The sequence below is a fragment of the Candidatus Nasuia deltocephalincola genome (assembly GCF_024820135.1).
Genome location: NZ_CP094197.1, coordinates 77,504 through 99,190 on the forward strand (window position 1 = coordinate 77,504; position 21,687 = coordinate 99,190).

General features: G+C 21.2%; 21 protein-coding genes, 3 tRNA genes and 2 pseudogenes. All 26 read right to left on the bottom strand.

Annotation, left to right across the window (positions count from 1 at the left end; translation table 4 throughout):
- Nucleotides 1-520 (bottom strand): 50S ribosomal protein L2 (gene rplB, locus MP021_RS00585; RefSeq protein WP_259286526.1); only part of this gene is annotated, 520 nt, incomplete at its 3' end.
- The gene (gene rplW, locus MP021_RS00590; protein ID WP_259286527.1) at nt 507-770 is read right to left on the bottom strand and encodes a 50S ribosomal protein L23; all 264 of its coding nucleotides are present in this window, start codon (nt 768-770) and stop codon (nt 507-509) included. The genes rplW and rplB, both read right to left, overlap by 14 nt.
- Nucleotides 763-1,377: a 50S ribosomal protein L4 gene (gene rplD / locus MP021_RS00595; protein ID WP_259286528.1), complete on the bottom strand. Its 615-nt coding sequence runs from the start codon at nt 1,375-1,377 to the stop codon at nt 763-765. Before rplD ends, rplW begins: the two co-directional genes overlap by 8 nt.
- Nucleotides 1,377-1,967, bottom strand: a complete 591-nt coding sequence (rplC, locus tag MP021_RS00600; protein WP_259286529.1) for a 50S ribosomal protein L3 — start codon at nt 1,965-1,967, stop codon at nt 1,377-1,379. The genes rplD and rplC overlap by 1 nt, the downstream gene beginning before the upstream one ends.
- On the bottom strand, nt 1,968-2,279 hold the full coding sequence (rpsJ, locus tag MP021_RS00605; protein WP_259286530.1) for a 30S ribosomal protein S10: 312 nt from the start codon (nt 2,277-2,279) through the stop codon (nt 1,968-1,970).
- A gap of 4 nt (nt 2,280-2,283) precedes the next feature.
- Complete coding sequence (gene fusA / locus MP021_RS00610) at nt 2,284-4,365, bottom strand: elongation factor G (RefSeq protein ID WP_259286620.1); 2,082 nt, start codon at nt 4,363-4,365, stop codon at nt 2,284-2,286.
- Between the two features lie 7 nt (nt 4,366-4,372).
- Nucleotides 4,373-4,870, bottom strand: coding sequence for a small ribosomal subunit protein uS7 (locus tag MP021_RS00615; RefSeq protein WP_259286531.1), 498 nt, complete (start codon nt 4,868-4,870; stop codon nt 4,373-4,375).
- Nucleotides 4,848-5,219 carry a 30S ribosomal protein S12 gene (gene rpsL / locus MP021_RS00620; RefSeq protein ID WP_259286532.1) on the bottom strand — a complete coding sequence of 124 codons (372 nt, stop codon included), beginning with the start codon at nt 5,217-5,219 and terminating at the stop codon, nt 4,848-4,850. The genes MP021_RS00615 and rpsL overlap by 23 nt, the downstream gene beginning before the upstream one ends.
- Nucleotides 5,220-5,234: 15 nt before the next feature.
- The gene (gene rpoC / locus MP021_RS00625; protein WP_259286533.1) at nt 5,235-9,215 is read right to left on the bottom strand and encodes a DNA-directed RNA polymerase subunit beta'; all 3,981 of its coding nucleotides are present in this window, start codon (nt 9,213-9,215) and stop codon (nt 5,235-5,237) included.
- Nucleotides 9,205-11,311, bottom strand: a pseudogene (locus tag MP021_RS00830) (DNA-directed RNA polymerase subunit beta). Before MP021_RS00830 ends, rpoC begins: the two are co-directional and overlap by 11 nt.
- Before the next feature lie 240 nt (nt 11,312-11,551).
- Nucleotides 11,552-13,249 (bottom strand): annotated as a pseudogene (locus tag MP021_RS00835) (hypothetical protein); the annotation flags it as partial.
- On the bottom strand, nt 13,242-13,616 hold the full coding sequence (locus MP021_RS00635) for a ribosomal protein bL12 (protein WP_259286535.1): 375 nt from the start codon (nt 13,614-13,616) through the stop codon (nt 13,242-13,244). The gene MP021_RS00635 and the pseudogene MP021_RS00835, both read right to left, overlap by 8 nt.
- Complete coding sequence (locus MP021_RS00640; RefSeq protein WP_259286536.1) at nt 13,604-14,083, bottom strand: hypothetical protein; 480 nt, start codon at nt 14,081-14,083, stop codon at nt 13,604-13,606. Before MP021_RS00640 ends, MP021_RS00635 begins: the two co-directional genes overlap by 13 nt.
- Before the next feature lie 5 nt (nt 14,084-14,088).
- Nucleotides 14,089-14,511 (bottom strand): uL11 family ribosomal protein, encoded by a 423-nt coding sequence (locus MP021_RS00645; protein WP_259286537.1) that lies wholly within the window; start codon nt 14,509-14,511, stop codon nt 14,089-14,091.
- A 10-nt stretch (nt 14,512-14,521) separates the two neighbouring features.
- Nucleotides 14,522-14,593, bottom strand: a tRNA-Trp gene (locus tag MP021_RS00650).
- A gap of 1 nt (nt 14,594) precedes the next feature.
- Nucleotides 14,595-15,788: an elongation factor Tu gene (gene tuf / locus MP021_RS00655; RefSeq protein ID WP_259286621.1), complete on the bottom strand. Its 1,194-nt coding sequence runs from the start codon at nt 15,786-15,788 to the stop codon at nt 14,595-14,597.
- A gap of 15 nt (nt 15,789-15,803) precedes the next feature.
- Nucleotides 15,804-15,876: transfer RNA gene (locus tag MP021_RS00660), tRNA-Thr, on the bottom strand.
- A gap of 84 nt (nt 15,877-15,960) precedes the next feature.
- Nucleotides 15,961-16,045 (bottom strand) — tRNA-Tyr (locus tag MP021_RS00665).
- 8 nt (nt 16,046-16,053) lie between these two features.
- Nucleotides 16,054-16,305 (bottom strand): phosphoribosyl-AMP cyclohydrolase, encoded by a 252-nt coding sequence (locus MP021_RS00670; protein WP_259286538.1) that lies wholly within the window; start codon nt 16,303-16,305, stop codon nt 16,054-16,056.
- A gap of 112 nt (nt 16,306-16,417) precedes the next feature.
- On the bottom strand, nt 16,418-17,194 hold the full coding sequence (gene hisF / locus MP021_RS00675) for an imidazole glycerol phosphate synthase subunit HisF (protein ID WP_259286539.1): 777 nt from the start codon (nt 17,192-17,194) through the stop codon (nt 16,418-16,420).
- Complete coding sequence (locus MP021_RS00680; protein ID WP_259286540.1) at nt 17,194-17,946, bottom strand: 1-(5-phosphoribosyl)-5-[(5-phosphoribosylamino)methylideneamino]imidazole-4-carboxamide isomerase; 753 nt, start codon at nt 17,944-17,946, stop codon at nt 17,194-17,196. Before MP021_RS00680 ends, hisF begins: the two co-directional genes overlap by 1 nt.
- A gap of 3 nt (nt 17,947-17,949) precedes the next feature.
- Nucleotides 17,950-18,558, bottom strand: coding sequence for an imidazole glycerol phosphate synthase subunit HisH (gene hisH / locus MP021_RS00685; RefSeq protein ID WP_259286541.1), 609 nt, complete (start codon nt 18,556-18,558; stop codon nt 17,950-17,952).
- Nucleotides 18,558-19,142 carry an imidazoleglycerol-phosphate dehydratase gene (gene hisB / locus MP021_RS00690; RefSeq protein WP_259286542.1) on the bottom strand — a complete coding sequence of 195 codons (585 nt, stop codon included), beginning with the start codon at nt 19,140-19,142 and terminating at the stop codon, nt 18,558-18,560. The genes hisH and hisB overlap by 1 nt, the downstream gene beginning before the upstream one ends.
- 43 nt (nt 19,143-19,185) lie before the next feature.
- Entirely contained in the window at nt 19,186-20,496 is a 1,311-nt protein-coding gene (hisD, locus tag MP021_RS00695) for a histidinol dehydrogenase (protein ID WP_259286543.1), read from the bottom strand.
- Nucleotides 20,483-21,091: an ATP phosphoribosyltransferase gene (hisG, locus tag MP021_RS00700; RefSeq protein ID WP_259286544.1), complete on the bottom strand. Its 609-nt coding sequence runs from the start codon at nt 21,089-21,091 to the stop codon at nt 20,483-20,485. Before hisG ends, hisD begins: the two co-directional genes overlap by 14 nt.
- On the bottom strand, nt 21,091-21,687 hold the full coding sequence (locus MP021_RS00705; protein ID WP_259286545.1) for a hypothetical protein: 597 nt from the start codon (nt 21,685-21,687) through the stop codon (nt 21,091-21,093). The genes hisG and MP021_RS00705 overlap by 1 nt, the downstream gene beginning before the upstream one ends.

Genomic DNA, 21,687 nt, shown 5'->3' on the forward strand with positions numbered 1-21,687 from the left:
TAATAATAACGGTTTCAGAAAAGTTAGAAACAATAACGCAATAAGAACCTGCAGATCTAGAACAAATACAACCTTTTCCAGGTTTTAATTCAACGCAGTGTATTCTTATACCTAACGGTATACACTTTAAATACAACGTGTTGCCTATTTTTACAGACGCAGAAGGTCCTGAGATAATAGTGTTACTAATAAATAGATTTTTAGGAGAAATAATATACCTCCTTTCACCATCAGAATATAAAATAAGTGATATATTAGAATTCCTATTAGGATCATACTCAACGCGCTCAACAATACCAAATATGTCATCTTTATTTCTAAAAAAATCAATATACCTATACTTTCTTTTAAGCCTCCCCCCTAAATGCCTCACAGATATCACACCCTTATTATTTCTACCGGCATTAAATTTTAGAATTTTAGAATTTTTTTTAAAAAATTTAAATTTATATAAATTATTAAATATTTTTATTTTATTTCTTGTACCAGAAGTAACAGGTTTAAATTTAAATAAAACCATTATAATAAATAAAAGCTTTTTTTTTATCTCTTTTTTTACAAATTAAAGTATTTATTTTTAAAATTCTTAATTCTAAAAAAAATTCAACAGAATTTTTAATATCAATCTTATTGCTTTTTTTTAAAACTGAAAATATAATTAAATTTTTAAACGTTTTATAATTTTTAGTGCATCAAACATTTAATATTAAGTTTAAAAAAAATTTTTTATTAAAATAATAAAAATTTAAATAATTATAAAAACTAATCATTTAAAAAATATTCAAAACAAGATCTTGTAATAATTAACTTATTATATTTTAATAAAATTATAGGATTAAAATTAAAAAAATAAAATAATTTTATTTTTTTAAAATTAATTAAAGAAAGAAAAAATTTTTTATTTATTTTTATAGTTAAAATTAAAAAATTATTAATATAGAGTATATTTTTAAAATAAGAAAATAATAATTTACTTTTAATATCTATAAAAAAAAAATCCTCTAAAATAAAAAAAAAATTATTAAAAAATAAATTAGAGTATATCAAAAAATAAGATAATTTATAATTTTTTTTATTAAAATTGCAAGCGTAGTTTATATAATATATGTTTGGGAAAGCTCTAGAACCTTTAACTCTAACACAGCTTGATAGTGAGCCAGCCCTAGATCGTCCGGTTCCTTTTTGTTTGTAAATTTTTTTTGTTGAATAATTAATAAATGATCGATTTTTTTGAACACTTTTATTTATTCTATAAAAACAATTATAAAAAATAATAAACTGATAAATTAATTCTAAATTAAAAAAGTTTTTAAAAATTATACCATTAAATAAAAAAATACTTATATTACCTTTAGAATCAATATAATTAAAATTCATTAAAATATATATTTTGGAGATATAAATAAATTAGAATTTTTAAAACCGGGAATACTTCCATTTAAATAAAAAATATTATAATAAAAATCAATTTTTAAAATTTTTAAATTTTTTAAAAAAATCCTTTTTGAACCTAAACGTCCCGGCATTTTTTTGCCTTTATAAACCCTCCCCAAATCCTGACACATGCCTATAGAGCCTGGCTTGTTATGTGCTTTAGAATTACCGTGAGAAGAATCTCCAGATTTAAAATTATGTTTTTTTATAACGCCAGAAAAACCTTTACCTATAGATATTCCAAAAATATTTACTTTCTGATTGATATAAAAAATATTTAAAGGCACCAAATTGTTTAACTTGAAGTTAAAAAAATCATATTTACTAACATTAGTTTTTTTAAAATAATTTTTTTTTTTTTTATAATTAAAAAAACTTGAAAAGTAAGAAAATATAAAAAAGTAATTATTTAAAAATTTAAAAGTTTTAAAAATATAACAATTATATATATAAACTATACTTAAGGGAGTATAATACCCCTCTTTATTATAAATATAGGACATTCCTATTTTTTTTCCTAAAAAAAAAATCATTTAATAAAAAAATCTAAAATTAAAATCTAAACTATAATAAAATAAAGAATCTCTTAAAATTATAATAAATTTAGAATTAACATTAAAAAAAATCATTAATCTTTTATATATTGATATTTGAAATTGATCCCTAGAATCTTTATTAACATGAGGAGATCTCAATATATTAAAAATTTCTTTTTTTATTGGCAAAAACACAGGACCAGAAAATTTAATTTTATTATCAGAAGATATAACTTTTAATTTATTAATAATTTTATTTAAAATTTTAAAATCATAAGATTTTATATAAACCCTAACAATATTTTTCATAAAATTAAATAATACTTTTTAAAATATTTTGAGGAACTTCAGAATAAAAACTAAAAAACATACTGTAACTACCCCTACCCTTAGTTAGAGATCTCAGGTTTGTTGAATAATTAAACATCTCAGACAAGGGGATATTACTTTTAAGTGTTTTATACTCGTTTGAAACATCTTCAATATTTATTAATTCACCCCTTTTGCTTGAAAGATTACTTATAACGGCCCCCAAACACTCGTTAGGCGCTTCTGTGTGTACAAGCATAACAGGCTCGAGAAGTGTTGGTTGCGCTTTTTTAAAGGCTTCTTTAAAAGCTATACTAGAAGCTATTTTAAAAGCATTTTCACTTGAATCTACATCATGATAAGAACCATCTATTAGATCAACAATAACATCCAAGACAGGGTAACCTCATAAAACGCCAGCTCTTGCTGTATCCTCTATACTTTTTTTTATACTTGATATATATTCTTTAGGTATAGCGCCGCTTTTAATGCTATTAATAAATATAACTCCTGAACCTTTTGAGCCGACAACGAGATTGATGACAACATGCCCATATTGCCCCCTGCCTCCTGATTGGCGGATGTATTTACCTTCAACATTATTGATATCTTTTTTAATAGTTTCTCTATACGAAACTTTAGGTTTTCCTACAATTAATTCTAAATTATTTTCTCTTCTTATTTTTTCAACTAAAACCTCTAAATGTAGCTCCCCCATACCACTTATAACTATTTCGCTAGACTCGTTATCGACTTTAAATTTGAATGAAGGGTCTTCATGGTTTAATTTTTCTAAAATTATAAAAATTTTTTCTTCATCAGATTTATTTTTAATAATTAAACTTTGTGATATTACAGTGTCAGGAAAAAATATTTTTTCTAAAACAACAAAATTGTCGACGCCACTAAGGGTGTCTCCGGTGTAAAAACTTTTCAAGCCTGCCGCGGCAGCTATATCCCCAACCCCAACACATGTTATGTCTTCTTTTCTGTTTGCATGAACCCTTAATATCCTTCCTAAACGCTCCTTTTTGTTTTTTGTCGAATTAAATACGAAACTACCACTACAAATTTTTCCAGAGTAAACTCTAAAAAATATTAATTGCCCTATAAATGGGTCATTTACAATCTTGAACGCTAAAGCGGAAAATTTTTCACTTTCTAAGGGTTTGATGATAACTTTTTTACCAAAAATATCATAACCAACCGTATCTACAACATCAAGAGGGGATGGTAAAAAATCAACAATGGAGTCTAGTAGACACTGTACACCCTTATTTTTTAAAGATGTTCCACATAACATAGGTTGTATTTTATTTTCAATTGTTTTTTTTCTTAATAAAAATAAAATTTCATCATTTAAAATAATTTTATTATTTAAATACTTTTCAATAAAAATATCATTATCTGAAATTACATTTTCAATTAAATTATTTTTTCACTTATTTGAAATTTCAATATAATCTTCAGGTATTTTAATAAAATCAAAGAACATACCATTATTTTTTTCTTCTCAAACTATTAATTTAAAATTAATTAAATCTATTATACCATAAAAATTATTATTTAAAAAATATGGTATATAAATAGGTACAGGGTTTGCATTTAATTTTTTTTTTAAATCATTATAAACCTTATAAAAATTAGAACCAACCCTATCCATTTTATTGACGAAAATAATTTTTGAAATTCCATATTTAACAGACTGCTTTCAAACTGTTTCTGATTGGGGTTGCACACCCCCGACAGAGCAATACAGCATACATGCACCATCTATGATACGCATAGATCTTTCAACCTCTATAGTAAAATCAACATGGCCTGGGGTGTCTATTATATTTATTTTATAAAAATTTTTATTTTTTTTAGAACCTGATCAAAACACTGTTGTAGATGCCGAAGTAATAGTTATACCCCTTTCTTGCTCCTGGTCCATTCAATCCATTGTTGCTTCACCATCGTGAACTTCACCTATTTTATGGTTCACGCCAGTGTAAAACAATATTCTTTCCGTGGTAGTTGTTTTGCCCGCATCAATGTGGGCACTTATGCCTATATTTCTAAAATTATTTATTTTTATGTCCATTTTTATTTTATTTAAGGCGTCCACCTTTATCTGTATTATAATTTTTTTTTGAAGTGTATAACTTATGAACAGACTCTCTTTTTTTTACAGATTCCCCCCTTTTTTTTGAAGCATCTATTATTTCATGAGCCAACTTTAAATACATATATTTTTCTTTTCTAAGTTTAGAGTATTTTTTAATTCATCTCATTGATAAACTTTTTCTTCTATATCTTTTTATATCAATAAAATAATTACGTTTTACACCTGAGGACTTTTTTATTTTTGATTCTATCATCGGAGCCGCATTATCCAAAGCCGTTGAAAAAATTTTTATTGGGTTTTTATTAAGATTTTTACCAATATAATTAAACGCCTTGTAAACTATATTTCTTGCTATTGTTTTTTTACCTGATATCATTATTATATTTATAAATTTTTCAATATCAATATTATTATAAAAAATATCAGGATATATCTTCCTAAAAACTCTTTTTTTTTTTCTACTCATTTTTTTTAACGCCATATTTAGATCTTGAAGTTTTTCTAGAAGAAACACCTTCACAATCTAAACACCCCCTAATAATGTGGTACTTCACCCCAGGCAAGTCCTTAACCTTCCCACCCCTTATTAGGACTGTTGAATGTTCTTGTAAATTATGGCCTTCTCCACCAATATAACATATCACTATGGAGTTATTTTTTAATTTTACTTTTGCAACTTTTCTCAACGCAGAATTTGGTTTTTTGGGGGTTGTCGTGTACACTTTAATGCAAACACCCTTTATTTGAGGTTTTTTATTTAAAAAATTTTTTTTTTTTAAAAAAATTTTTTTTCTACATTTTTTATTTATAATTTGATTTAATGTGACCATATGATATTATAAAAATTAAATATTTAAAATTTTATTATAAATTCCAGATCCAGCGTAAAAAACACTGCCGGACATCACAGTATTTTTAATTGAAGACATGTCATCACATTTTGAATTTATTGCAGCATCACTCAATATTGAAGTTGTTCTTTGAAATGATGCTGCAGATAAAAAACAATCATTCTTCAATGATTTTTTTGTTATACCAATTAAAACAGGATCATATTTTATTTTAAATTCGTAAGAAATACTATAATTAAAATTATTTATTTTTGAAATAGGTATTATTTCACCAACAATAAAACGACTGCCTCCAGGGTTGGTGACAACACCATTGTTTAGCATTTGAGATATTATAATTTCTAAATGCTTATCATTAATTTTAATACCTTGAGAAAAATAAATATATTTAATTTCTTCTAAAAAATAATTAACAAGATAGTCTGAACCATGTATATATAATATATCATGGGGATTCAATTCTCCATCTAAAATAACATCCCCTTTATTTATATACTGATTATGTACGACAAGAACTTTTTTATTATTAGGTCAAATAATGCTAACTAAATTATTATCATTTTCATCTACTATATTTATATATTTTTTTTTTTTTAAAACGTTAAATTTAACAACACCTCCACAAATAGCCATAACTGCACTGTTTCGGGGTATCCTAGCTTCAAAAAAATTATTTATTTTAGGTAAACCTCCAACTATATCCTCATTAACGTCAAAATCAAGTGGCGTTTTTATTAAAATATCACCAACTTCTACCAGGGTGTTGTCACTAACTAAAACTAAATCCCCCCCCTGTAGTTCACATTTAATAGTGTCACCACCATCTTCAATAATTAAATTTATTGTTGGTAAAATTCCATTATCAATTATTTCATAAAAATCAGAATCTACCTTTTTTATAAAATTATAATTTTCTATAAAATTATTAAATTTTATGTAACCTTTATTTTCAGAAATAAATAAGTCGTAATTAGAGTTTCATTTACATATTAAATCACCTTTTTTAACATAAGTATTATTATTTTGCAATAGATAAGATGAGTAAGGTATATTAAAATTTTCTAACTCATCATTGTTATCATTATATATATTTATTTTACCTATTCTTGAAACAACAATTTTAAAACCATCTTTATTTACTACATATTTTAAAGATAAAGAGTATTTTAAAAAACCATTATTATTTGATTTAAAAAATGATAATTTTAAAGCTTTTCCAATAGCGCCCCCGGAATGGAATGTACGCATTGTCAACTGCGTTCCAGGCTCCCCTATAGACTGCCCCGCAACTATGCCAACCATTTCACCTATGCTTACAATTTTATTTTTACTTAAATCTAAACCATAACATAAAGAGCATATACCTATTATAGATTTACATTTTAAGGGGGTTCTTATCATTATTATATTTATGTTTGATTTTTTTAAACAATTAATTATACTCATATCTATAAATGTATTTTTTCTGAATAATAATTTACCATCAAAATAGATATCAGTACAATTAAATCTTCCAAAAATCCTTTCAAAAAAATCTTCAATAACAACACCTTTATAAACCAGATTTTTAAAAAACAAACCTTCACTTGTACCACAATCAAACTCTGAAATAAAAATATTGTTAGAACTCTCAACCAGTCTTCTTGTGAGATAGCCAGCGCTTGAAGTTTTTAATGCTGTGTCGGCTAGAGTTTTTCTAGAGTTGTGAGAATAATAAAAATATTCAAAGACATTTAAACCATCTCTCAAACAATTTATGACTGGTATTTCTAAAAACCCATATTTTTTATAGTTTATAAAACCTCTACTACTACATATTTGTTTTATCTGGCTTTCAGAACCCCTGGAACCTGATGACATCATCAAATAAAGAGAATTTTTAGTTTCACCTTTAATAAATATATTATTGTGATCTATATAATTAGAAAAACTTAAATCTTTAAATGTAAAACTTGATATTAAATCATAAGTTAAATCTCATAAGTTTAAAATTTTTTTTTTTTTACCTTTTTTAGTCAAAAAAAAATTTAAATAATCTATATTATATTTTATAAAAGTATTAAAAGATTTTAATAAAATATTTTTTTTATTATAACAAAAAAACATATCGTCAATACATATAGAAACGCCCATTTTAGTTATAAAATTAAAACCTAATTTCATTAAATTATTAGATAACATATATATATAATTAAAATTATTTTTATAGATTAAATCATTAAAAATTTTTAAAATATCTTTTTTATTTAAAACTTTATTAAAATAAGAAAATGAATATTTATTAAAAAAATTGTTAAATATTAAAAGTCTTCCTAGGGTTGTTTTATATATTTTATATATATAACTTTTAAAACTAATTTCTTTAAATCTAAAAAAAATGCATGAATTAAAACTTATATAGCCGTAATTATATGCAGTTAAAACTTCATAAATATTATTAAAAGATAATATAATTTTTTTAAAATTAAAAATTTTTGTAGAATAATATAAACCTAAAACCATTTCATGTGTAGGTATAATACAACAATCACCATTTGATGGGTGTAAAATATTATTCCTAGAAAATAATAAATTTTTATATTCAATATTAGCTTTATTAGATAAAGGTATGTGTGCAGCCATCTGGTCGCCGTCAAAATCAGCATTAAATGCTGCGCAGACGAGTGGGTGCACTTTTATAACATTATCTTTAGTTAGTAATATTTTAAAAGATTGCATACCTAACCTATGTAACGTTGGAGCTCTATTTAATAAAACATAAAAATTTTTTATTATATTTTTTAAAATAGATAAAGTAAGATTGCTAAATTTATCAACTTCATTTTTAGCAATTTTTAAATTAAAATCTTCGTTTAACAATAATTGTTTATATATGAATGGACGAAACAACTCAACAGCCATAGTTTCTGGAATTGCACACTCACCAAAATTTAAATTTGCACCAGAAACTATAACAGCTCTACCGGAATAGTCCACCCTCTTGCCTAAAAGATTCTGTCTGAAAAAACCTGTTTTACCTTTTAAATTTTTAGACAAAGATTTCAACTCCATATTTTTGTTAAAACCCCCCCCTATAAAAAGTTCATCTATGGCTTTTTGAATATTTTTTTTTTCATTCAAATAAACAATATTCGGAATCCATGGATACTTTTTTATTTCTTTTAACCTGCTACTCCTATCTATCGCCCTTTTATATAACTCATTCAAATCTGAAGAAACGATAGTGCTGTTTGGTAGTTTAATAATAGGTCTTAAATCGGGAGGTATGACCAATAAAACCTCGATCAATGTTTTTGATAAATCTATATTGGATTTAAATAGTTTTTTTAATAACGTATATTTTTTTAAATATTTTTTTTTTTTTAAAATATTAAAATTAATATTTTTTTCTTCAATATTTTTAATTTCATTTAAAATATCAAAACGATCTAATATATACTGCAAAACTCCCACACCCGTTCCTGCGTAGAATTTATTATAATATTTATTTTTGTAAAATAAGTATTCATTTAGATTTAAAATTTTATTTATTTTTAGAATTTTAATTGATGATAATACAACTATATAATAATTTTGATATAATATTTTTTTTACACAATCTATAGAAATATTCAACATAATAGATAAATAATGAGAAAAAATCTTATAATATAAACTATTAATAAATACATCATTTAATTCTAAATGCCCAAACCTTGATCTTCTAGAACCTGTAGTTTTAAACTCCACGCCGCAAGCTTTACATATTGAATTGAAACTGTAATTGTCAAATATTTTATTGCAATAACATTTATCACCAGATGATCCAAATATTTTATCACAAAACAACCCGTCCTTTTCTGGAATAAAACTTCTATAGTTTAAAGTACTAGAATTTTCTATCAAACCGTGAGATAAATTTAAATAATTATTATTAGATAACAATGATATTTTTATATTTAAATATTTTTTTTTATTAATTTTATTAATAATCATTAAACCTTATATACAAAGAAAGAGAATTTATATTTCTCATCATAACATTAAATGTTTCAGGTATATTAAAATTAAACTCACCTATACCAGAAACTATTTTTTTATAAGCTGAATATCTTCCAAAAATGTCGTCTGATTTTATAGTGAACATTTCTTGTAAAGAATAAAAAGCTCCATAGGCTTCCAGCGCTCAAACCTCCATTTCACCCAATCTCTGCCCCCCCCCTGTTGGATTTACCCTTTAGGGGTTGCTGTGTTATTAATGAGTATGGTCCTGTCGACCTTGCGTGCATTTTGTCTTCTGAGAGATGATTTAATTTAAATAAATACATATAACCAATAGTTGTTTTTTTTTTAAATTTAATACCATCTCTCCCATCATATAAATATATTTGTTTTTTATTTTCAGAAACATTTAAATTGTATAAAAAATTGTCAGAAAAAACTACATCTAATAAATCATTTAAATTATTTTCTTTAAATAAACTAAATGGTTTAATAGAGAAGTAAAAACCCTCTTTTAAATAATTAATTAAATTAATTATTTGTTTATAATTTAACATATTTATATAATTAATTTCTAAATTATTTTTATATATTTTTTTTAATAAACATTTAATGTTTAAAATTGAATTATTTTTATATAACATATCGAACAATTTTCAACTCAAACAAAGACTTGCAAAACCCAAATGAATTTCTAACAATTGTCCTATATTCATCCTAGAAGGAACCCCTAAAGGGTTTAAAATCACATCTATAACCTTTCCATTATAAAAATAAGGCATCTCATTTACAGGCAATATTTTAGACACAACACCTTTATTCCCGTATCTCCCCGACATCTTATCACCAACTTGTAAATTTTTTTTAGATATTATTGAAATTCTAATGACTTTAGAAATATCCGGTAATAATTCTTTAAAAAATTTCTTTTTAACTTCTTTAATAATAAATTTATTTATTTTTAAAAAAAATTTTATTTTTTTTGTTATTTTTTTAAAAATTCTAAAATGATCAAAATCAAATAATTTTAAATTTAATATAGTTTTAATACCTTTTTCTTTAAAATCATCACAATTAAATAATTTAATTTTGTTATCATTTGAAAAATATTTTTTATTTATTAAAAATTCTATAACCATATTTTTTATTTTTTTTTTTAAAAAAATAAATTTTTTTTTTTTACTATAAATAATTTTAGATTTTTGATAATCAAATAATTTTTTATCATTATTTTTAGAAAAATAAGAATCAGAAAAATACACTTCAACAGAATTAATAAAACCGCAATTAAAATTTGCAGGTAAATAAAATGATGTGTCGTCAATATTTCAATTACTTTCTAATAATGTCGAATAAATTATTTTATCACTAAAACTTGGTTTTTTTATTTTTTTTAATTTTGAAAACATTTTACCGACAAGGACATCTCCCCCATAGACCTTTGATCCGTCTTTAATAATAAAAAATGAATTTAAATTTTTTTTTCTAGAAAAATTTTTAACAGTATTTGAAGATAATATTTCAAATTCATTTTTAGATAAATTTAAAATATTTATATCAATTTGAGTAAATTCAAGTGAAGTGAATTTTTCATCTATAATAATTTTTTCAGAAACAATTATAGAGTCTTCAAAATTATAACCTTCTCAAGCCATCAAGGCCACAACAACATTTTTACCTAATGATAGAACACCCTCTGAAGTTGAACTACCATCAGTTAAATTGTCACCTGTGTAATAATTTAAATTTTCAAAATTAATAATTCTTTGAGATTTATTTGTTTTTTGGTTAGAAGAAAAGTATTTTATTAAAAAGTATATATCATAACTATAAGAATAAAAATCATTATAATTTAAATAGTTTTTTAACATTATAAATCTTGAATCTTGATAAAAAATAAAACCTTTTTCTTTAGAAACAATTAAATCATCACTATTTAAAGAAATTAAAAACTCTAAACCAGTAGATATGTAAGGTCTTTCAGGAAATATTAAAGGTAATGTTTGTTTTAACATGTTAGACGCCATCAAAGCTCTGTTAGAATCATTGTTTTCTAAAAATGGAATTAGTATTGTAGACACAGATAACATTTGATAAGGTACAATATTTATAAAATTTATGAATTCAGGATTTGTGATAAGTATCTGGTCTCCATATTTAGATAATATGTAATCAATGTTTTTAAAATTTTTAAAAACTGTTGTGGGCTCACAAATAAAAGAATTAAATTCCTGATCAACACTCAAATAAACTATTTTTTTTAAAATTTTTCCATTAATAACTTTATAATATGGGGAAACTAAAAAATTATATTTATCAACTTTACATAAAAGAGCTAAAGAATTAACTAAACCAATATTTATACCTTCAGGTGTCTCTATCGGACACACCCTAGAATAGTGGCTGGAACTTAAATCTCTAGAATTAAAACCAGAATATTTTTTTGAAATTCCTATAACACCTAAAAAGGTAACTTTCCTTTTATGTGAAAGTTCAGAAATTAAATTTGTTTGATCAAGATACTGTGAATATCTTGATGTTCCAAAAAATCTTTTTATTTCAAAAATTAAATCAAAAGTTTTAAAAATTTTATTTATTGAAAAATTTTTATTATTTATATTTAAATAAAATTTTTCAATTCTTTTTTTTATTTTAAAAAAGAATTGAAAAAATAAATCTTTAACCATATCACCAACTAAAATAAGATTTAAATTTCTTATATCTAAATTATCTGTTTCTTCATAAATTCCATCATTAAAAGAAATTAATAATTTTAAAATATTAATTATATCTAATTTGTTAATTAATTTAAAATTATAATTTTTTTTATAAAAAAAATTTAATTTTTTTCTACAAATTTTAGAAATATCAAAAACTTTTTTAATATTATTATAATTAAAATTTAAAATATTAAAGTCAAAAATATTAAAACCTATATTTTTTAAAAAAAAATTTAAATTATCTAATGATTTAAAATAATTTGAATTTTTTTTTAAAGTCGAAATTACAGACATATGGGAACGGCTTCCCAGTATTAATATTTTAAAATTTTTAATATTATATTTAAAAATATCAGATAAAATATTTAAATCTATAACATCGAGACTTTTTACAAATTTATAGTTTTTATAATATAAATTTTCAAAAAAATATTTACCTATTAAAAATTTTTTATCTGTTAAAATATAATTTATATTATTTTTTTTTATTTTTAAAATAATATCTTGATCTATATTGTTATTTTTAGATAAAATTAAATTACCATTATCATCAAATATATCATAAGGTAAACTATAATTTAAAAAAATTTCATCATCAAATTTTAATTTTATAATAAATTCATTAAAAAATGAAACTTCTATTATATTGTAAAATAAATTAATAATTTGTTGTTTATTAAAACCAGCAACAATTAAAATATCTGTGATTAAAATACTATTTTTTCTTACCTTTAAATATAAAATATTTTTATTATCAATAAAAAAATCAATTTCATCTCCTTTATCAGGAACTAATTTTAAAAAATAAAAATAATTATTTTTTTTAAACTCTTTTAAAAAATATAAGCCGGGAGACCTTATAAATTTAGAAACAATGGTTTTTTCAACACCATCTATAATAAAAGTAGAATTATTTGTTAAAATCGGTATATTAGAAATATTTATAAATTCATTTTTTATTTTATTTTTTAAAATATTACCATTGTCACAAATAATATAGTTATAAAAATTTAACTCTAATTCTATAGAAATAGAATAAGTAAGACCTTTATTTATACAGTAATAATAACTTTTTGAAGGTTGAATCAATTTATATTTTAAAAATTCAATTATATGTTTGGATTTTTTTATATATATAGGAAAAATATTACTGAAAACATCTTTTAAACCAAATTCTAAAAAATTATTATACGATAAATGTAATATATATAATAGACTGGAATTTTTTAAAATATTGTTAGAATTTTTATTATTTGGATAATTTTCTGAAAAATCTTTTAAAAAAAAAATATTTTTAATTTTATTCATTTTTTTTAATATCAACTTTCGCGCCCAAACTTTCTAATTTTTCTTTATAAGATTCTAAATGATTATAATCTAAACTTTTTTTAATTAATACTGGACAGGACTCGACAAGATCTTTAGCTTCTTTGAGACCTAAATTATTCATATCTTTAATTGTTTTTATTATAGATATTTTATTATTTCCAAAATTTAATAAATTTAAAAAATATTCCTTTTTTTCATTTTGTTTTTGTTCAGAAAAATTTAAAGATTCATTAATATTTTCAAAATTTTCTATATTATACTTTTTTTTTAAAAAAATAATCAATTGATTTAAATCAACTAATGTCATATTTTCTATTAAATTTAAAATATTTTCTATATTTTTCATAAAATTAAATAATAAAATTTTAAAAAAAAAAATTTTTTTATAAAAAATAAAAATTTTAATAAAAAAAAAATAAAAAATTTAACAAAATAATAAAAAGAAGAAACTCTAATATTAAAATTAGAATATGATTTTAAAATAAAAAATCAAAAAAAAAATTTATTAAAAGTAAAAAACTTTAATAAAAAATTATTATTTTTTAAAAAAATTTTATTTTTAGAAATTTTTAAATAATTAAAATAAAAAAAATAAAAGAAAGTGCCTTTTAAAAAAAAAAAATCAATATTTAAAAAAAATTTATTAAATACACATTTTTTAAATAAAAATATATTAAAATTTTCTTTATTATAATAATTTTTTTTTAAATAATTAATATAATTATTATTATAATTCAATAATTTTAAAAAAAAAAAACCAGAATAAAATTTAAATTTAAAATAAAAACAATTTAAAATATAATTTTTAAACATTTAAATTAAAAAATATTAATATTTTTTATAGACTTTAAAACACCTAAAACAATTTTTATTGCTGAATAAAAATTTAGTGTATTAAAATCAAAAATTTTAAATTTACTGATATTTAAAATATCATCAAAATTGATAATATTGATTTTTTTTTCATTAAAATCAAAATTTTTAAAAATATAGCCTTTTAAATAAAATTTAATATCAGGATTTTTTATAAAAAAATCATAAGATTTATCAGAATAGTAGTTTATTAGGACGGATAATAAAAAACTACTATCAATCAATAAAGTTTTTAAATTAAATTTTTTACAAAAATCTAAAATATTTAAACCCTTTTGACCCAATGCGGGACCCACAGGGGGGGATGCGTTCGCTTTTTTAGAATATATTTTCAATTTTATTTTACCAATAGATTTTTTAAAAATCATTTAAAAAAAATAAGGGTGAAAGGATTTGAACCTATAACATTCGATTTTGAAGACCGAAACTCTACCTTTGAGCTACACCCCTCCTAAAAAACAATGCGTGTTATGACACCAGCACCTATAGTTTTACCTCCTTCTCTTATAGCAAATCTTAAACCCTCTTCTAAAGCTATAGGTGAAATCAATTTTACAGTTATATTTATATTGTCTCCAGGCAACACCATATCTTTATCATTTTTAAGTTTAATAGAGCCTGTAACATCTGTTGTTCTAAAATAAAATTGAGGTTTATAATTACTAAAAAATGGTGTGTGTCTACCCCCTTCAGAAGAATTTAATATATAAACACTACACTCAAAATCTGTGTGGGGCATCATAGAACCCGGTTGAACCAAAACCTGACCCCTCTCAACATCATTTTTATTAATGTTCCTCAAAAGAATTCCAACATTATCGCCAGCCTCCCCTTTGTCTAAAATTTTATTAAACATTTCTATACCTGTGCAGACGCTTTTAATTATATTAAGATTTATTCCAACTATTTCTAATTCATCACCAATCTTTATAAAACCTCTTTCTATCCTTCCAGTAACAACGGTGCCTCTGCCCGATATTGAAAAAACATCTTCTATAGGCATTAAAAATTTTCCCTCGTTTAATCTTTTAGGAATGGGAACATAATTATCTAAAGTGTCCATCAAATTAAATATTGATTTTTCACCATAGTAACCTTTATCTCCCTCCAAAGCAAGTTTTGCGGAGCCTTTCACAAAAGGTGTTTTATCTCCAGGAAAATCATATTTTAATAAAAGATCCGCAATATCCATTTGAACGAGTTCTAAAAAATCTAAATCTTTCAAAATATCACATTTATTTAAATATACAACAATGTAGGGAACGCCGACTTGTCTTGCAAGCAGTATATGTTCCCTTGTTTGAGGCATTGCACCATCTAGAACAGAGACAACGAGTATGGCTGCATCCATCTGCGCTGCCCCTGTTATCATATTTTTAATATAGTCCGCATGTCCAGGACAATCAACATGAGCGTAGTGCCTATTTTTTGTTTCATACTCAATGTGGGACGTGTTTATTGTTATGCCTCTAGTTTTTTCTTCGGGTGCGGCGTCGATTTCCTCGTATTTTTTGGGAGCTCCACCATACTTTTTAGACAGGATTGTAGCTATGGCTGCGCTCAAGGTTGTTTTGCCATGATCTACATGCCCTATTGTTCCAACGTTTATGTGGGGCTTTTTTCTTTCAAACTTTATTTTAGCCATCCCAAACTTCTTGATTGCCTTAAAGCAGATTCGAACTGCTATTATTTTCATTACTAATGAAAGGCTTTACCTATTAAGCTAAAAAGGCCAAAAGTAAGTGAAGGGAGTCGAACCCTTTTAAAAAACTTGGAAGGTTTTTACTTTACCGTTAAGATACACTTACAAAATAAAATGAAGAGAGTTGGATTCGAACCAACGAAGATAACACTATCAGCAGATTTACAGTCTGTTCCTTTTGACCTCTTAGGTATCTCTTCTTTATAATTTAAAAATTTATAAAATTTATCTTATTTAAACCACAACCAATATAATTTGTATGACATGTTGTATTATAATATTGGAAAATAAAAATAATAAAAACATCCATATCACAATCAATATAGTATAAATTTAATAATTGAAAATTTTTTGATTTAAAACCTTTAAATCAATAATTTAATTTATTTCTAGAGTAATAATATAAAAAATTATTTAATAAAGTTTTATTAACATTTATATAATTTAAAAAAGCAAACATTATTATATTCTTTAATATTATGTTTAATAATAAAATCGTTAATAAATTAAAAATATTTCAAGAAATAAAAAATAGATTATTTATAATAAATTTTTTCATAAAATAATTTAATTTATTGATAATTAAAATTTAAAAAAATGCCATTGTTAAATAAAAAATTTTTTATAAAAGAAATTTTATATTTTTTATTATGTAAAACGCTTGCTAACAATATAGCGTCAATATTTTGTATTTTAAAAACATTCAGCAAGCTTGAAAGACCGCCGCCACCACCCGAGACGATTATGTTTACTTTTAAGAATGAGGTTATTTTATTAATCAATTCCAAATCATAACCTGATTTTGTACCATCTCTATCTATACTGGTTAACAATAATTCACCAATACCTATATTTTGAAATTTTAACAATATATCAAACAGATTAAAATTAGAATTTATCTTTCCCGATTTTTTATAAATATTTCAATAATAAAAATTATTATTTATATAATATTTTTTAACATCCAAAGCTGCAACCAGGCATTGTTTTCCGTACTTGTATTTCACTTCTCTTATTATGTTGAAGTTCTCTAAAATACTAGAATTTAAACTGATTTTATCTGCCCCACAATTAAATAAATTTTTAAAATCATTTAATGATTTTACTCCACCCCCAACTGTTAGTGGTATAGATATTTTTGAACTTATTTTACTAATATAAGAAAAGATTTGCGTTTTATTTTCTAAGCTCGCCGTTATATCTAAAATAACCAACTCGTCGGCACCTTCATCATTATAATAAGAAGCGATATCTACTGGGTCACCTATATCTATTAAATTATTAAATTTTACACCTTTTATTATTCTACCATTAAATAAATCTAGACAGGGTATTAATCTTTTTATCATTAAGATATATAATATTTATTAAAATAATTTACTTTTTTTATATTTTTATAAATATTAATTTTTCCGGAATATATAGATTTTCCACATATTATTCCTAATAAATTTTTTTTTTGTAAAGAAAAAATTTTTTCAATATCTTTATAATTAGATAAACCTCCACTTATTATTGCAGGTTTATCTATATTTTTTGACACCTTTAAAAACATATCAACATCTAAACCCTTTAATGTCCCATCTCTTTTTATATCAGTGTATATAATAGATTCTATAGGAAAATCATTAACTTTTTTAAAAAACTCATATAAATTTAATTTATAATAATTTTTTCAACCATTAATTGCTATTTTAAAATTTTTTAAATCTATAGCTAATATTATTTTATATTCATTTTTAAAACTAACATTTTCTAAAAATTTTAAATCAAGTATAGCTTTTGTTCCTAATATCACATAGTTAACACCTAAATCAAAATAATAGTCTATTGTTTCAAGATCTCTTATACCGCCACCAATTTGTAGTTCAACTTTATTATTTGTATAATTAATTATACTTTTTATAGATAATAAATTTTTAGGTCTACCAGCAATAGCCCCATCTAAATCTATTAGATGGAATCTTTTTATATTATAATTAATTCATTTATTTATAACCAATGTTGGATTTTTAGAAAAAATATAAAATTTTTTTATATTTCCTTTTTCTAATCTAACGCAATTATTATTTTTTATATCTATTGCTGGTATTAATAACATTTTTTATCAAATACAAAAATTATAAAATAATTTATATCCATTTTTAAAACTTTTTTCAGGATGAAATTGAACTAAAAATAAATTATTTTTTATAAATATAGACGGGTAAAAAATATTATATTTTGAAAAAGAATATATAAATTTATAATTTTTATTTATTATATAAAATGTATGAGAAAAATAAAAAAAATCACAATTTTTTATACCATTTAATAATTTATGTTTTTTTAATATAAAAACTTTATTTCAACCAATATTAGGTATTTTATTTTTTTTAAAATTAAAACTATTAACATTACCATCTAAATAATTTAAACATTTAGTACTTAACTCATTACTTTTTTTATAAAATATTTGTTTTCCTACACATATACCTAAAATTTTAATATTATTAAATAAATTTTTTATTTTTAAAAAATCAAATTTTAAAAACTCTTTAATTAAACCATATGGTGCACCCTGTCCAGGAATAATTATTTTATTTAATTTTTCTAAATTATTAAAACTTTTATTTATTATATATAAATTTAAATTTAAAGTTAAATTATTTAATATTTGTATGATTGATTTTAAATTTCCTGAACCAAAATCAAATATACCTATATTTAACATTAAAATAATAATTTTTTTGTTGAATTAATATTATAGTTCAAAATTAAACCATCTTTTAAAGATTTACCAAAAGCCTTAAAAACTGTTTCAAAAATATGATGTATATTATAACCAACAATATTGTCTATATATATTGTAATAAGAGAATTATTGGAAAAAGATAAAAAAAAATCATAAATTAAATTTATATTAAAATTCTTAATATAAAAATTATTATAATAAATATTATAACTTAAATAAGGTCTTCCAGAAATATCTATAACAACCCTACTTAATGATTCATCTAAGGGAACATAATAAAAACCATATCTATTTATATAATTTTTAAATTTTAAAGGTATAAAATATTTTAAACATTTACCTAATGTTACTCCTAAATCTTCCACGCTGTGGTGGTCATCTATATATTTGTCTCCTAATAAATTAATATTTAAATTTATTTGGGAATTTATTGAAAAATGATCTAATAAATGTTTTAAGTAATAATGGTTTATATTTATAAGATTTTTATTATTTTTTTTATTTTTAAAATTAATTTGACAACATATAAAAGTCTCATTAGTTTTTCTAAAAATTTCATACATAAATTGTGTTTTAGAATTAATCATTATTTACTATTATTAGTTTTTATTTTAAGCGTATTTTAATAGATTCTGAGTGTGTAAATAATTTTTCTTTTAATGAAAAATTTGAAGTTAAATGAAAAAATTTTTCAAATGAAAATTTGCTCATCTTCAAATAACTAATTTTTTTATAAAAATCATAAACCCCCAATGATGATGAAAATCTAGACCTTGTTTTAGTTGGTATAACGTGGTTTAAACCCATACTATAGTCTCCAAAACTTTCACTTGTATAAAATCCAATAAAATTAGAACCTGAATTTTTAATATTTTTAAAAAATTCAAAATCATTTTTGATATTTAAAATAAAATGTTCTGAAGATATAAAATTTATTATATTAAAAGCTTCATTTTTGTTTTTTATTTTTATCAATAATATATTATTTAATATTGAGTTATAATTTATATTTTTTCTAAATAAAAAAGGTATAAATTTTTTAATACTTTTTTCAATATTTTTTATAAAGTTTATATTTTCACACAATAATATAGATTGAGAAAGTTTATCGTGTTCAGATTGTGAAAATAAATCAAAAGTTATATTTTCAATATTTGAATATTCATCACAAAAAACAACAACCTCCGAAGGTCCCGCTAACGAATCTATGCCGACAAAACCATATAATATTTTTTTTGATAAAGTTACATAAATATTTCCAGGTCCATAGATTTTATCAACTTTATCAATAATATTATTCCCATAAACCATTGTTGCTATAGCCTGCACACCACCTATCAAAAAAACTCTTTCTACATTGCATAAATAAAGAGAGGCCAGAACGATGTTGTTTTTTTCTTTTTGAGGAAAAAAAACTTCAATTTTTTTAACACCAGATATGTTTGCGGGCAAAATATTCATGAAAACTGTTGAAGGGTACAATGCGCCACCACCTGGCACATAGATGCCAACCCTTTCCACACTGTTATTTTTTTGTCCTAAAAAATTACCAGACTCTTCAATAATTTTTCAATTATTAATAAAATTTTTTTTTTGTTCATTATGAATCATTTCTATTCTATTTTTACAAATCTCTAAAATAAATCTTGTTTCTTTATCTAATTTATAAAATGACTCTTTCATTTCTTTTTTATTTATAATGAAATTTTCAAATTTATTTATTGATTTTTTTTCAAATTTATTATAATAAAATAATAATGATTTTTCTTTATATTTTTTTACATTATATATTATGTTTTTAACATAGTTTTCTACATTATTTAAAATACTGTCAAAATTTAGATTTAATAAATATATTAAATTATTATAAAAATAATTATTATTTGTATCTATTTTAGTTAAATTAAGCTTTAACATAATTATTTTCTAAATATAAAAAAAATTTATTATATAAATTATTTAAATTATAAATTAAAACATTATTTAATATCAATATTTTTTTTAATTCAAATAGTTTATTTTTTTTTAATGTTAATCCTGAACTTACGACATCCACTATTAGATTTGATTTTTTTAATATGCATGAATTTTCAATACATCCATTAAGTTTTTTTAATTTAAAATTTATATTTTTATTATTTAAATAATTTTTTGATATTTTAATATATTTTGTTGTTATTTTAAAAATTTTTTTATTTATAAATCTATTATTACATATTAAAGATATATAAAAAATATTTATTTTTATAAATTTATAATTATAAAAAATATTATAATTTGAATTTAATAACATGTCTTCACCTATTAATAAAAAATCTATTAAATTATATTTAATATATTTTTTAAAATCATTATTTTTTAATATTAAAAAATAAATATTTTTTATATTAGTCGAAAAATACAAATTCCTATTATTTTTTTTATAATTTATAATAATTTTTTTTTTTTTTAAAAAAATTAAAATCTCTTTTAAATTTCTTCCTTTACTAGAAGATATTAATAATTTTTTCATTATTTATTATTTATTAATATTTTATCAAATTTTATTTTTTTTAATAAAATATTATTTATAAAATTTTTTAATAAACATAAATTATTTAATTTTAATATATTATTAATATATAATTTTTTTTTAAAATTAAAAATTTGTTTATATTTATTTTTATATAAATTAATATTATAATTTTTGAATTTTTTTAAATTTATTATTTTTTTTATATTATATAATGATAATTTTTTAAAATTTAAATATTTGGATATTTTTTTAAATATATTGTTTTCAAATATGAAGATTTTTTTTTTTATAAAATTATTTAATATTAGTTTAAATAATTTATATTTAATTTGTTCACTTTTTATTGTTTTAAAAATAATTTTAAATTTTAATAATTTTAATTTATTTTTTTTTTTTAATATTAAAAAGAAATATAAAAAAAATTTAATTTTTTTTTTATTTAAAAAATTTAAATTTGATATTTTTAAAAAATTTAAATTTTTTAAAAATTTATAATAAAAAAGTTTATTATTTTTTATTAAACAAAAATTTTTTAAAAAAAATATAAAATTTATATTTTTTTTTTTATTAAAAATATATTTAATTTTAAACAT